A 13,523-nucleotide genomic window follows, 5' to 3' on the forward strand; every position below is an offset into this window, starting at 1 on the left:
CGCCTTCCCCTGCCCCGGGCCGAGCGCCTGTCCAGCGGGGCGGGGGTGTAACAGCCGACCGACAACATGCCCGGTGTCCTCGTGGGCGGCACGCCACGTATGTCACGATTGAGCCTTGGATCGGTACAGCCAAGGGGGAGTTGGATGTACGGCAGCCAGGGGACCTCGGTCGCCTTCGGCACACGGACGTCGGCGCTGGTCCTGGGGGCGGCACTACTGGTCGCGGGATGCTCCTCCTCCGGAGGCGGGGGCAAGAAACCCGACGCGGGAGCGAAGATCACCCAACAGCCCAAGGGAGCGGACCCGATCTGGGTCAACCCGGACACCAACGCGGCACGGCAGGTGGCCGCCTACGCCAAGGCGGGCAAGACGGCCGACGCCGAACAGATCCGGAAGATCGCCGAACAGCCCACCGGCGAATGGATCGGCCCGGAGAACCCCAAGGCGGAGGCCCAGGGCTTCACCGAGGCCGCCGACCGGGCCGGCCGCACCGCGCTCCTGGTCCTCTACAACATCCCGCACCGCGACTGCGGCCAGTACTCCCAGGGCGGCGCGGCCGACGGCGACTCCTACCGCACCTGGCTCGACGCGGTCACCCAGGGCATCGCGGACCGCCCGGCCACGGTGATCCTGGAACCGGACGCCCTGCTCCACCTGGTGGACGGCTGCACACCCGCCGAGCACCAGGCCGAGCGCTACGACCTCCTGAACTACGCCATCACCAAGCTCAAGTCCCTGAAGAACACGAAGGTCTACCTGGACGCCGGAAACGCGGGCTGGGGCCACCCCGACGAGATCTACCGGCCCCTCCAGCGAGCGGGCATCACCAAGGCCGACGGCTTCGCGGTGAACGTCTCCAACTTCTACTCCACCCAGGACTCCATCACCTACGGCAAACAGCTCTCGGCCAAGACCGCCGACAAACACTTCGTCATCGACACCAGCCGCAACGGCAACGGACCGTATACGGAGGGCGACGAGGACGAGAACTGGTGCAACCCCCCAGGCAGGTCCCTGGGTGAAACCCCGACCACAAAAACAGCGGACCCCTTGGTGGACGCCTACCTGTGGATCAAACGCCCAGGAGAGTCGGACGGCGAATGCAAGAACGGTCCAAAGGCGGGCGAGTGGTGGCCCAGTTACGCACTGAACTTGGCCAAATCCTCTGGCTAGCCTTCGGCCCAACCCCCTGCTTTTAGGGGCGCGGGGAACTGCGCGACCAGCCCCCACGCCCCCGCACCCACAACACAACCGCTACGGAACCCTGACCCAGAGCGCCTTACTGGGTGTCCCCAGATCATCGTCCGCAAACAGCATGTACCACCCCGACTGCACCAGGTTCCTGTCCTTGGGCACAGTCACCGTGATCTTGTTCCCGGCCGTCTTGAAGTCCAACGCGACAGACCGCTGATCAACATCGGTCACATGCGTAGAAGCACTGGGCCGAATCAACCGCACCTTCTTCACAGAAGCCGCATGCTCAGACACGAACGTCCCCGAATCCCCCCGAGCAATGAACTCCGGCCCCCCAGAAAGATCCGGCCGAGAATCCCGGTAAAGATACGGCGGCGTATAGATCTCGATCCGCTGCTCAAAAACCCCCGGCTTCGTGTTCGCCTTGTCCGCGTACAACGGATTGGACCCGAAGAACATCACCCTCCCATCCGGCAGCAGAATCGACCCGGAGTGATAGTTCCGCCCCACCAACGGATCGGCGACTTCCTCGAACGTGTTCGTGTCCGGATGATAGATCCGAGCCTGAAGAATGTCGGAGTCACTACGCCCCCGATAATCCTCGGACCCACCGGAAACGAGCACCGTGTCGTCGGGCAGGATGGACGTCTGCGCATACCGGGTCCCCTTCTCCAACGAGGGCCCGTCCACGAACGTTGGCGAGGCATCCTTGAGATCGACGAGCCGAGTCCTGTTCGTCGCCAACTTCGACTCCCCAACCCCTCCACCCCCGATCACCATGTATTTCTCGTCCTGCGCCGGAGCCAACAGCACGGTCGCCGAGGTCTCCAACATCTTCGGATCACTCAACCCCGGCACCTTGGTGAACGAGTTGGTGTCGACATCCCACATACCCGGATCACGCCCCACGTCGGCCGGCCCGTACCCCGCATTCGATCCCGAGTAGAACAACTTCCCGTTCTCCATCAGGAACAGTGCCGGATACGTGGGGAACTGCCGCTTCGTCTTCGTGTACGTCCACTTCTTGGTCGCCGGATCAAAGACCTCGTTCTTCCCCGGCACCAACTGCCCGATGTCATCGAGCCCGGACACGCTGAGCACCTTCCCATCGCTCAGTGTCGTCAACGTCGGATACCAGCGCGCCTCTTTCATCGGATCGACCTTGATGTACTTCTCGGCGACCGGATCGAACTCGTACGCGTTCCTGATCCCCTCGAAGTCCCGCTTGTCCAGTCCGAACTTGTTCCCGATGCCATACGTGTTGCGTTCGTCCGCGCCGGTCAGCCCCAGAATCCGGTAGTTGTCCTGCGCGCCGGTCTCGTACCGGGTGCCCTCCTTCGGTGCCTCGACGACGACCCGGGCGTAACCGGGGTTGTTCCGCAGGAACCTGCCGGTCTGCTTGTCGAACACCTTCTTCGCGCGCGGTATCAGTACCGAGTCCGTGGACACGAACGTCTTGCCGTTCGCCTTGCCGGTGAACCTCGTTCCCTGACGCACGGTCATCGGCTTGTCGGGGTTCTCGTTGTAGAGAATCATGACGCCGCCGGCCTTCTTGACGTCACCCTTCAGCTTCTCGTACTTCTTGGTGCCGCCCGCGATGAGGATATTGCCGTCGGCGAGTTGGGTGTGCCCGGTGCAGAACAGGTCGGCGGGCGTGGGGATCTTCTTGATCGTGCCCTTGACGGGATCCCAGATCCGCGACTCGAACTTCTTCGCGTCGAAGTTGTCCTGGTTGTTCCCCGAACCGGCCACCAGCAGCACTTTCCCGGTGTGCAGCAGCACCGCGTGAATGGTGTCCTGCCGGTACTTCTTGGGAAACTGGATGATGTCCCAGTGCCCGTTGTCGGCTTTGTACTCGGGCTTGTTGATGACGTACTGGTGGTATCTCTCGGTCCCGAATCTGTACAGCCAGGGCCCGTTCATCCCGGCCAGGGCGATGACGACCACCGTGCTGACCGCGAGTCGACGGGCACGGCGCCGGCCGGCTTCCCTCATTCCTTACGACCCCCCGTCGCACCGAGCGCGATCTGCAGGGTCTGCTCGTTGTTGCCCGCCGGCGCCCAACTGGGCTTCTGCTGGGGGACGGTGGGCACGACGGGAGGCTTCTTCCGCTCCTGGCGCAGCATGTACCGCCAGGCGAGGATCGGCGACGCGGTGATCAGCAGGGCGAACGTGGCCCAGGTGAGCATCGCCGGGTGCGCGTGCCCGTTCCCGAACCCGGCCAGCAGCGACCCGGCGAAGATCACGATGAAGAACCAGTGCACCCGGAACGTCCCGAACAAGGTGTCGGGGCTGGCCGAGTCGCCCTTGGGCGTGACGACGAACCTGCTCTTCCTGCGCAGTACGGCGTCCAGCAGCGAGCGGGCGTAGATCGGCGCCGACAGTGCCGACATCACCATGCCGGCGACGCCCCCCGACCCCTCCGGTTCGTGCGGGGAGACGTTGTGCCGCCGGTTCCAGATGTAGAGGCCGATCTGCAGCGCGGACGCGTTGCCGTAGAGCATCAGCCACATCGTCGGGTCGATGTTCACACCCGAGGCGCCCAGGCCCAGGAACAGGGCGCAACTCAGCGCCGCCAGGATCCAGTTGAGGGCCGACATCGGGTAGAAGATGATCATCATGGTGTAGTTGAAGAGCTTGCCCGGAGGCATCGAGAAGAAGCCCTTCCAGTACTGCTTCAGGATTGTCTCGTACGTCCCTCGGGACCAGCGGAGCTGCTGTGTGAAGAAGTCCGTCCAGGCGCTGGGCCCTTCACCGACCGCGAGCACGTCCGGCGTGTAGACCGACTTCCACTTCCGGCCGGTGACGGGGTTCTTGGCGCGGTGCATCTCGAAGCCGGTGGCCATGTCCTCGGTGATCGAGTCGTACAGCCCGCCGATCTGCTGAAGTGCCCTGATCCGTACGGCGTTCGAGGTGCCCACGAACATCGGCGAGCCGTAGCGGTTGCCGGCCCGCTGGATCAGGGCGTGGAAGAGGAACTGCTGCGACTCGGCCGCCTTGGTGACCGGGGTGTCGTAATTGCCGTACACCTGGGGGCCGATGACGAAGCCGACGTCCGGGTCGCGGAAGAAACCGAGCATCCGCTCCAGGTAGTTGGGCAGCGGTACGTGGTCGGTGTCGACGGAGGCGAAGTAGTCGTACGCGTCGCCGTACGCCTCCAGCCAGGCGTTGTAGTTGCCGTGCTTGGTCTTCGCGCGGTGCGGCCCCTTGGGCTGGTTCCAGCGCTCAACTCCCTTGCGGGTGAAGTGATGTACGCCGAGCCGCCCGCACACCGCCTTGACCTCGGGGTCGTCGCCCTCGTCCAGGAGCCACACGTGCAGCAGACCTCGGTGGCGCAGCTTCATGGCCGCCTCCAGGGTCGTGGTGACCATCTCGAGAGGTTCCTTGCCGGGCACGAACGTCGTGATGAACGCGACCCTCGTGCCGGTCTCGGGCACCACCGGGACCGGGTCGCGGGCGACCAGCGTGGCGTGCGCGTTGGACAGCACGTTCATGCAGCGGAAGAACTCGATCAGACCGATCGCGACCAGCATCACGATGTCCAGCGCGGGCAGGAAGTCGTAGGCGGGATAGTCGCGTTGGGTCCAGTGCTTGGGCTGCATCAGCCAGCCCAGCAGCACCAGGGACAACAGCGGCGCCGCGCTCAGCATGAGCGCGGCGCGGATCCGGTGGGTCTCCTGCGACAGCAGCGAGCGGTACTGGACCTTGTACGGCCGGTCCGGGGCGGGCTGGGTGAGGGGTCCCGCCAGGCGGCTGTAGTGCTCGTAGTCGTATCTCGGAAGTGTGTTCTTGATCCTGCGGAAGCCGCCGGTCCGGTGTCCCGGGACTCTGAGTTCGGTGGTTTGTGACGGGTCGAAGCCCTGCCGGGCGCCCGTCGGCGTCGACGTCATGAGTCATCCCCCCACACGCGAAAACGCGCGTGTCTGTTTGTCGCGGCCGCCCGTCGGCGTCCCCCTCGACCCCGCCGGACGTGTCAGTGGTGGCCACAGTCACCACACAGTCCATGCACAGAGATATGCGACTGCGACCGTCCGGTTGCGCGATGCCCCCTCCGACATCTGTTCCAGGGCGGGGCCCCTCCTCCCCGCGAAACCGCGCAACCGGTTCCGTACCCCCTCAACTGCCATGTATCGGCAGTATCTTCAAAACCAGGGTTCTACGGTGCTCATCTTGATCGCAAGAGACGAAACGCGGTGTTTACCGGTCATACGCGTTCATTGGGGCGCGTGTGGGGATCATGCGGTGCTGTTGTGGACAGTCGTGTACGCACGTTGTCGAAGTGCTCTCTTATGGCGTTCTCGGCACGTTTCGCATCCCCGGACCGGACCGCGTCGAGGATCGCCCGGTGCTGGCGGCAGGTGACGCCGGGGTCCTGCGGGCCGGCCGCGAGATCGGTGTGGACGCGGTGGAAGGCGTCCCAGAACGCCTCCAGGACCTCGCTCAGCAGCGCGTTGTCCAGCCCCCGGTAGAGCGTGGCGTGAAAGGCGCGGTCGGTGGCCGCGAGCCCCACGCCCTCGGCGGCCTCCCGCTCCATCTGCCGTACCAGCGCGTCCAGTTCGACGAGATCCCGCTCCGGCAGCCGCCCCGCGAGCCGGGCCACGAGCCCCGACTCCACCGCCTCCCGCAGTTCGAGCAACTGCAGCAGACTGTCCTCGCCGCGGTAGTGCCCGACGACGGTACGGAACGCGAGCCCCTCGACCATCGGCGCGAGCGACATCGGGCCGACGTACGTCCCGAAGCCGTGCCGGATCTCGACGATCCCCATCGCCTGGAGCGCCTTGAGCGCCTCGCGCACCGAGTTCCGGCTCGCACCGAGAAACACCATCAGCTCGGGCTCGGTCGGCAGCGGGGCCCCGGAGGACAGCCGACGGTCGAGGATGAGCTTCTTGATCCGCTCCTGCAGGTCACGGGCTGTCATGGCCAGAGGGTAACCGGCCAAACGGGGGGACAGCTGTGTTCCGCCCGCACCGATGTTCCACCCATGCGAAAGGCCCCCCGCACCGCGGAGGGCCTCGCTGTCTGTGCGCCGCCAGGGACTCGAACCCCGGACCCGCTGATTAAGAGTCAGCTGCTCTAACCAACTGAGCTAGCGGCGCGTGTTGACCTGCACAACTCTACCGGACGCCGAGGGGTGCTCCGGACCGGCCTCCCCCGTCCGCACGGGCCGCTGTACATCATTCGGACCGTCAACATGCGAGTCCGGATGACAGTTGAGAAGCTGGCGGATGTGCACGAGCGCGGATATTTCCACCTGGAGTGTGAGGGGCATCGCATGGAGACTCCGGTATTCGAGGAATTCGATCCCGCGAGCGATTGCGATTGCCCCGGATGTGTTCACCGGCGGCGCGCCTCGGCGCATTCCCCGACCGGCCGCAGCGGCGGTCTCCCCACCGCCCAGCGGGTCCTCGTCGTGGCGTCGGCAGCGTCCGCCGCCCTCGCCGCCGGGCATGCGCTGCCGGCGGCGGCCGCCCCGCACGCCCCGGCCCGCCCGGGCGTTCCCGCGGCCGACACGGGTGACGAGCCCGCCACCCCGCAGGGCGGCAAGGCCCCGCTGCACGGCCCGAGTGGGACACCGGCGAAGCCGTCCGGTGTCCTCAAGGCCCCCACGACCACCCGCGCCGAGATCATCAACCGGGCCAAGACCTGGATCGCCGCGCAGGTGCCGTACAGCATGAACGCGTACTGGTCCGACGGATACCGACAGGACTGTTCGGGGTTCGTCTCGATGGCCTGGGGCCTGCCGGGGAACGAATGGACCGGCAGTCTCGACCAGTACGGAGTCCGTATTTCCAAGGACGAACTCCAGCCCGGCGACATTCTGCTGTTCCACAATCCGGTGAACCCCGAGAAAGGCTCGCACGTCGTCATTTTCGGCGGCTGGACCGACTACACGCACACCTACTACATCGCCCTGGAGGAGACCCCCGCGCACGCCCGCCGCCAGTCCACCCCGTACGCGTACTGGAGCCACTCGGACAGCTATGTCCCCTACCGCTACAAGGGTCTGACGGGCGGCACCGAGGGCGTGACCCCCGTGACCCCGGCGGCTCCGGTGACCCCGGCCGCCGCGAAGACGGCGTATCCGGGGGCGGCGTCTTTCGGCCCCGGCGCCAACAACAAGTACGTCACCCAGCTCGGCACGATGCTCATCGCCCGGGGCGCGGGCGCGTACTACACCGCGGGCCCCGGCCCGGTCTGGTCGGACGCGGACGGACGGGCCACCCAGGCCTTCCAGCTCGCCCAGGGCTGGACCGGCGCGGACGCGGACGGCCTGCCCGGACCGGGGACCTGGGAACTGCTCGTCACCGGCAAGGGCAAGAGCATCGGCGGCGCGGTCGTGGGAGCGGCGGGCCCGCCCGCCCCTGCCTCGCACGGCGTCCCCGACTACCCGGGCATGGCCATGTTCCGCCCGGGCGCGAGCAACAAGTACGTCACCGAGCTCGGAAAACAGCTGGTCAAGAAGGGCTTCGGCAGGTACTACACGACCGGCCCGGGACCGCGCTGGGGCGAGCCGGACCGGCGCAACGTCGAGGCCTTCCAGCGCGCCCAGGGCTGGCGGGGCGGCGCGGCGGACGGCTACCCGGGCCCGGAGACCTGGCGCCGCCTCTTCTCGTAAGGACACGCATCACCCGCTCGTCCCCACCCGTTGTGACGCATCTGGCGCGGAGGCTGGAGGCAACCATGAGTACGACGACCACATCACAGACGCCCGAGAACAACGAGGGGCCGCCCGAGGGACAGACCCGTCCCGCGCGGCTCATCCAGAACGAGGCGACCACCGAGATCCCCGTCCACCTGCTGTTCCGCGACGAACCCGACCCGGTCTCGGTGCCGCTCAGACCCGCCGTCGTAGGCCGCAGACAGGGCACCGGCGAACAGCCGCGCTTCCGCCGCCCCCTCCCGGCCAAGCCGCGCCCGGCCCCGGAGGTCGACCCCGATCTGGTGGAGCGCCCGGCCCGGGTGCTGCCCGGCTCGGCGGGCGTGCTCGCCGGTTCCTGCGGACTGGCCGGCTGCCTCGCCACCTCGTGGTGGGCGGGCGTCCTGCCCCCACTCGCGACCGAGGCCCTACGACTGCCGTTCTACGCCGGTGCCGGACTCGGCCCCGCGCAGTGGGCCGCGTACGCCGGGGCCGGCGCGCTCGGGCTGTTCGGCTTCGGGGGGCTGGCCCGGGGCCGTACCGGACGGGCCTGGGTGCTCGGCCTGTTCGGGCGGTACCGGGGGACCGTCCGGCGCACCGGTCTGATGTGGGTCAACCCGCTGCTGCTGCGCCGCCGGGTCGACGTACGGCTGCGGCACTGGCGCAGCGGGCCGATGCCGGCGGCCGACGCGAACGGGGTGGCGCTGCGGGTCGTCGTGCTCGTGGTGTGGCGGGTGCGGGACACCGCGCGGGCCACGCTCGGGGTCGAGGACCACGAGACGTATCTGCGCGAGTGCGTGGAGGCTGCGCTGGCCCGGGTGCCGGTGGAGCCCCCGGGCGGCGGCGCGAAGGGCGCGGCCGATCTGGCCGTCGACGCGCTCACCCGGCTGGTCGCGGCGGACTCGGCGCCGGTCGGCATCGAGGTGTTCTCGGTGCGGCCGGTGCGTGTGGAGTACGCCCCGGAGGTCGCCGCCGCGATGACCCGCCGCCGTATCGCCACGCTGGACGCGCAGCAGCGGGCGACGATGCTCACCTCGGTGGTCGACTCGGTGGAGGACACCGTCACCCGGCTGACCATGCGGGGTCTGGTGGAGCTGGACGACTACGAACGCAAGGTGCTCGTGAAGGACTTGACGGTCGCGTTCTGCTCGGGACGGGGAGAGGCGGCGCCGTGACGGACCTGGAGACGGACACGGCTTTTGGTATGGACACAGTCAAGTAGGGGCAATAATCTGAGACTTGGTCTAGACCTGCACGGCTCACGGAACTCCCCACACGTTCTCCAGGAGCGGCAGCATGCGCAAAAAGACCAAGTGGTACGCGGGCGTGCTCGGGCTCACCACGGCCGGGGCCATCGTGCTCTCGTCCGGGGCCGCGAGCAGCCACGGCTACACCGACCTCCCCATCAGCAGGCAGAAGCTCTGTGCCAACGGCACGGTGACGAACTGCGGTGACATCCAGTACGAGCCGCAGAGCGTCGAGGGCCTCAAGGGCTTCCCGGCCGCCGGTCCCGCCGACGGCCAGATCTGCAACGGCGGCCTCAGCCGCTTCGCCCAACTCAGCGCGCCGAAGACCCCGTCGGGCGCCGCCTGGCCGACGACCAAGGTGACGGGTGGTCAGTCGTACACCTTCCGCTGGCAGTTCACGGCCATGCACGCCACCACGGACTTCAAGTACTACGTCACCAAGCAGGGTTGGAACCAGACGCACAACCTGGCCCGCTCGGACCTCAACACCACCCCGTTCCTCACCGTCCCCTACAACAACCAGCGTCCCCCGTCCACGATCTCCCACAGCGGCACGCTCCCGTCCGGCCTGTCCGGTCACCATGTGATCGTCGCGGTGTGGACGATCGCGGACACGACCAACGCGTTCTACGCCTGCTCGGACGTCACGTTCTGAGCTCGAGGTTCTGAGCATTGCTTGAGACAGTTCGGCATCCCCCGGGGGTAGGTTCCCTCCACCAAGCGGTACTTGACCTCGGGGGACACCATGGACGCGCTGTTCTACGTCATACCTGTGCTCGTCATCGTCGTGCTGCTGTTCGCCGCGGTCGCGGTGGTCCGCCGCGCGCGGGCGGCGAACAGCGCCTGGAACAGCGGACTCACGGCCGAGGCCCGCTGTCTGCGGACGTACACGACGACCAGCGGCGGCGGGGACACGTCGGTGCGGACGAGGCTGAACCACGTCTACGAGTTCAGGACGCGGGAGGGTCGTACCGTCCGCTTCGAGGAGCGGGGCGGATCGGGGACGATCCTGGAGGGCGACATCGTCACCGTCTACTACACGGCGGACCACCCCGAGCGGGCCACCGCCCAGCCCCCGGCGCCCGGGAAACTCCTGGCGGGGACCGGCCTGGCACTGGCGTTCTTCGCCGTCTTCATCGCCTTCTGCATCGGATTCATCGTCGTGACCCACGAGGCGTTCTCGACGGCCGGCGACTTCATGAGCCCGTAGGCTCCACATCTGACGGTACGTCAACTACCGTGCGCCTCCATGGAGTCCACGAGGCGTACCGTCGCGGAACTCGTCCAGGCGCGGTGGGGCGACCACCGCCCCGGGCTGTGGTGCGAGCACCGGACGCTCACCCATCACGAGGTGGCGTCCGGCGCCGCGGCCAGAGCGGCCCTCCTCACGGACCTGCTGCCACCGGGCGCCCCACCCCATGTCGGCGTACTGCTCGACAACACCCTTGAATATCCCCTGTGGTTGAGCGCCGCGGCCCTGGCGCGCGCGGCCGTGGCAGGCATCAACCCGACCCGTCGAGGCGCGGAACTGGCCCGCGACATCCTGCACACCGAGTGCCGGGTCCTGGTCACGGAGGACAGGCACCTCCCCCTCCTGGAGAACCTCCAACTCCCCGGCGTACGCGTGCTGGTGACGGGCACTCAGCCCTACGACGACCTGCTCGCCCCCTACGCCGACGCCCGCCCCGACGCCTTCTCCCACGCCACCCCGGACGATCGCATCCTGCTCTACTTCACCTCCGGCTCCACCGGCGCCCCGAAGGCCGCGATCTGCACCCAGGGCCGTCTGGCCGCGGCCGGAAGCTCGCTGGTCGGCAGCTTCGGCGTGCTCCCGGAGGACGTGCACTACATCTGCATGCCGATGTTCCACGGCAACGCGGTGATCGCCGACTGGGCACCCGCGCTGGCGGCCGGGGCGGGGGTGGCGCTGCGCCGCAGGTTCTCGGCATCCGGCTTCCTGGACGACGTACGAAGGTACGGGGCGACGTACTTCACCTACGTCGGCCGTGCGGTGCAGTACGTCCTGGCCACGGAGGAACGCCCCGACGACCGGGACAACCCGCTGCGGATGGGCTTCGGCACGGAGGCGGGGGCGGTGGACGCGGCGGCGTTCGAGCGGCGGTTCGGGGTGCGGCTGGTGGAGGGGTACGGGTCCTCGGAGGGCGGGGCGGCGGTGCAGTGGTCGCCGGGGACACCGTCCGGGGCGGTCGGGCGGGCGGCGCCCGGGCTCGCGGTACTCGATCCGGAGACGCGGACGGAATGCCCGCCGGCGGCCTTCGACCCGGCCGGCCGGCTGCTCAACGGGGATGCGGCGATAGGGGAGTTGGTGAACCGCGCGGCCAACCCCTTCGAGGGCTACTGGCGCAACCCGGAGGCGGACGCGGAACGCCGCCGGGCGGGCTGGTACTGGACCGGCGACCTTTTCTACCGCGACACCGACGACTATCTCTACTTCGCCGGGCGCACCGACGACCGCCTCCGCGTCGACAGCGAGAACCTCGCCGCCGCGATGATCGAGAACATCCTCTCCCGCTACCCGGGCGCCGACGCCGTGGCGGTCTACGCGGTACCGGACCCGGTGACCGGCGACCAGGTCATGGCAACGATCGCCGGCCGCTTCGACCCCCTCGACTTCGCCGAATTCCTCCTGGCCCAGCCGGACTTGGGGACGAAGATGGCACCCCGGTTCGTGCGGGTGGTGCAGCGGATGCCGGTGACCGCGACGAACAAGATCCATCGGGCGGGGCTGCGGCGGGAGGGGGTTGTGTGTGGGGATCCGGTGTGGTGGCGGGGGGCGGGGGAGGGGGCTTATCGGCGGCTGACGCCGGAGGACGCCGACATCTGAGACGACCTTGAGCCTCCGAACCTGATTCGCAAAAGCTCGTCGCCCCGACTCCGTCGCCCGTCGTGTACCTCGCCTGCGGCGCGCAGGGGTTTTCGCGCGCCCTGTCATGCTCCCTTTGCAACCGCTTTTCCTCAGTGCGCAAGAACCCTCTCAGCGGACGACGCGTCCCCTCCAACGTAAGCAGTAAAGGCGGGAGGGTGGGACATGAATCGTCCCGGGCTGGCAAGGACGGTCTTCGCACTGGCGGGCACATGCTGTCTCTTGATGGCTCAGCGCACCGCGGAAGGCTCTTTGACCAATCAGATGCTGATCAACGTGGGAATCATTTTTCTCAGCACGGCGTTGCTCACCCTTCTCTGGGACGTGATGGGCGGCGAGCCGCTCACCCCGGGAACGAGTGACATCGCGCGTGACGTGGCACTTATTCAGCAACGCGCCACGGAACTCAGCCAGTTGCTTTCCACCGCAGAGACCCTGCGTGCGGCCGGTCTGGTCCGCGCAAGTGAACGCAACGCCAGCCACGGAACACCACGTGAATGGCAGAACCTCCTGGCGGGCGCAAGTCAGGAAGTCGTTCTGTCCGGCGTCGCGCAGCACAACTGGGTGCTGGATCGGGATTCCTTCCTGAACAGCGTGTCGGCCGGTGCCGCTCAAGGCTGTCGCTATCGCATCATGTTGTATGCGCCGGTTATACAGGACAGTGAATCGATGCTGGAAGTCGTGGAGAGCGAGCCGAACAAAGGGGGCTCCACTTCCGCCCACAACAGGGAATCACTCTGGTTCTTCCACAACGTGGCGAAAAAAATCAGCGAGGAGTACGGTGACGCATTCCAGGTGCGGGTCCTCGAAGGAGTGATCCAGTACGTGATGGTGTCCCGCTTCGACCAGACGCTGATCGCGACGCCCTATCTGTACCATGCACCCGCTGAATCCTGTCCCGCTCTGGAGATCAAGGGCGCCAACCGCTCTCTCTTCAGGGTGTACATGAGTGAATTCAACACTCTGTGGAACGAGGCCCGAGATCTGACGGATGCCGAGATCGCGTTCCTCGCCCCTCCACCGCGCAATCCGCTACGCAACGGTGCGCGTTAGCGCTCTGACGGTCTGTGCTCGCCGCTCTGGGGGTGTGAGTCTGCCTGGGTCGCCGGGCTGGTAGTAGCCGATGAGCCGGACGGGGATTCCGAAGGGTGCGGACCTGAACCATCCCTTCACGACTCGTCATGACCTGGCATACGAGACACCGGTGGATCCCGCCAAGCGGGCTGTCTTCGACCTCGACGGCCGAACGCCGGGGAACGCGAAGCGCGAACAGCGCCGTGAGCCGGCTCCACAGCCAACTCCGGCGCCGTGAGCAGGTGGTCGAGCCGCGCCGATGTCGCGATGTTCCAGTCGGTGGGGCGGCGGCTTTGAGTCCGACTGCTGTCGGCGAACGATGTGCCTGGCCTCCGCAGCGATCGGCGTCGCATCATGGGTTGCTGGCCCATAGTGGTGGTGGCGGTCTCTAACCTCGATCTTTCATGACGGTCTGCCGACGGAGTCGGCAGACCGTTTCGCGTTTCGTGGCTGCTGGCGGGCAGGCCGGTAGCCCGGCTGACGTGTC

General features: G+C 67.5%; 10 protein-coding genes and 1 tRNA gene. 7 read left to right on the plus strand and 4 right to left on the minus strand.

What is annotated here, in order from left to right; translation table 11 throughout:
• Positions 1 to 144: 144 nt before the first annotated feature.
• On the plus strand, positions 145 to 1,173 hold the full coding sequence (locus ACIRRY_RS46920) for a glycoside hydrolase family 6 protein (RefSeq protein WP_403985694.1): 1,029 nt from the start codon (positions 145 to 147) through the stop codon (positions 1,171 to 1,173).
• 81 nt (positions 1,174 to 1,254) lie between these two features.
• Here ACIRRY_RS46920 and ACIRRY_RS46925 read toward each other — a convergent pair whose 3' ends face one another.
• From ACIRRY_RS46925 to ACIRRY_RS46940, 4 genes are all read right to left on the minus strand, one after another.
• A complete protein-coding gene (locus ACIRRY_RS46925; protein ID WP_403985696.1) occupies positions 1,255 to 3,189 on the minus strand; it encodes a galactose oxidase-like domain-containing protein in 1,935 nt (644 codons plus the stop codon).
• Positions 3,186 to 5,084, minus strand: a complete 1,899-nt coding sequence (locus tag ACIRRY_RS46930; protein WP_403985698.1) for a glycosyltransferase family 2 protein — start codon at positions 5,082 to 5,084, stop codon at positions 3,186 to 3,188. Before ACIRRY_RS46930 ends, ACIRRY_RS46925 begins: the two co-directional genes overlap by 4 nt.
• A gap of 314 nt (positions 5,085 to 5,398) precedes the next feature.
• Complete coding sequence (locus ACIRRY_RS46935) at positions 5,399 to 6,112, minus strand: FadR/GntR family transcriptional regulator (RefSeq protein ID WP_393762250.1); 714 nt, start codon at positions 6,110 to 6,112, stop codon at positions 5,399 to 5,401.
• 104 nt (positions 6,113 to 6,216) lie between these two features.
• Positions 6,217 to 6,290: transfer RNA gene (locus ACIRRY_RS46940), tRNA-Lys, on the minus strand.
• Between the two features lie 176 nt (positions 6,291 to 6,466).
• Here ACIRRY_RS46940 and ACIRRY_RS46945 point away from each other — a divergent pair.
• The 6 genes from ACIRRY_RS46945 (at position 6,467) to ACIRRY_RS46970 (ending at position 13,015) form a co-directional block, all read left to right on the plus strand.
• Entirely contained in the window at positions 6,467 to 7,810 is a 1,344-nt protein-coding gene (locus tag ACIRRY_RS46945; RefSeq protein WP_403985701.1) for a peptidoglycan-binding protein, read from the plus strand.
• A 65-nt stretch (positions 7,811 to 7,875) separates the two neighbouring features.
• Complete coding sequence (locus tag ACIRRY_RS46950; protein ID WP_403985703.1) at positions 7,876 to 9,006, plus strand: SPFH domain-containing protein; 1,131 nt, start codon at positions 7,876 to 7,878, stop codon at positions 9,004 to 9,006.
• Positions 9,007 to 9,127: 121 nt separating this feature from the next.
• Complete coding sequence (locus ACIRRY_RS46955; protein ID WP_403985705.1) at positions 9,128 to 9,733, plus strand: lytic polysaccharide monooxygenase; 606 nt, start codon at positions 9,128 to 9,130, stop codon at positions 9,731 to 9,733.
• Positions 9,734 to 9,823: 90 nt separating this feature from the next.
• Positions 9,824 to 10,288 (plus strand): DUF3592 domain-containing protein, encoded by a 465-nt coding sequence (locus ACIRRY_RS46960; protein WP_403985721.1) that lies wholly within the window; start codon positions 9,824 to 9,826, stop codon positions 10,286 to 10,288.
• A gap of 39 nt (positions 10,289 to 10,327) precedes the next feature.
• Positions 10,328 to 11,923: a long-chain-fatty-acid--CoA ligase gene (locus ACIRRY_RS46965; RefSeq protein ID WP_403985708.1), complete on the plus strand. Its 1,596-nt coding sequence runs from the start codon at positions 10,328 to 10,330 to the stop codon at positions 11,921 to 11,923.
• 264 nt (positions 11,924 to 12,187) lie between these two features.
• Positions 12,188 to 13,015, plus strand: a complete 828-nt coding sequence (locus ACIRRY_RS46970) for a hypothetical protein (RefSeq protein ID WP_403985710.1) — start codon at positions 12,188 to 12,190, stop codon at positions 13,013 to 13,015.
• The last annotated feature ends 508 nt before the right edge of the window (positions 13,016 to 13,523 follow it).

Origin of the sequence: Streptomyces sp. NPDC101776 (assembly GCF_044766845.1) — a bacterium.
In the GTDB taxonomy this organism is placed as follows: domain Bacteria; phylum Actinomycetota; class Actinomycetes; order Streptomycetales; family Streptomycetaceae; genus Streptomyces.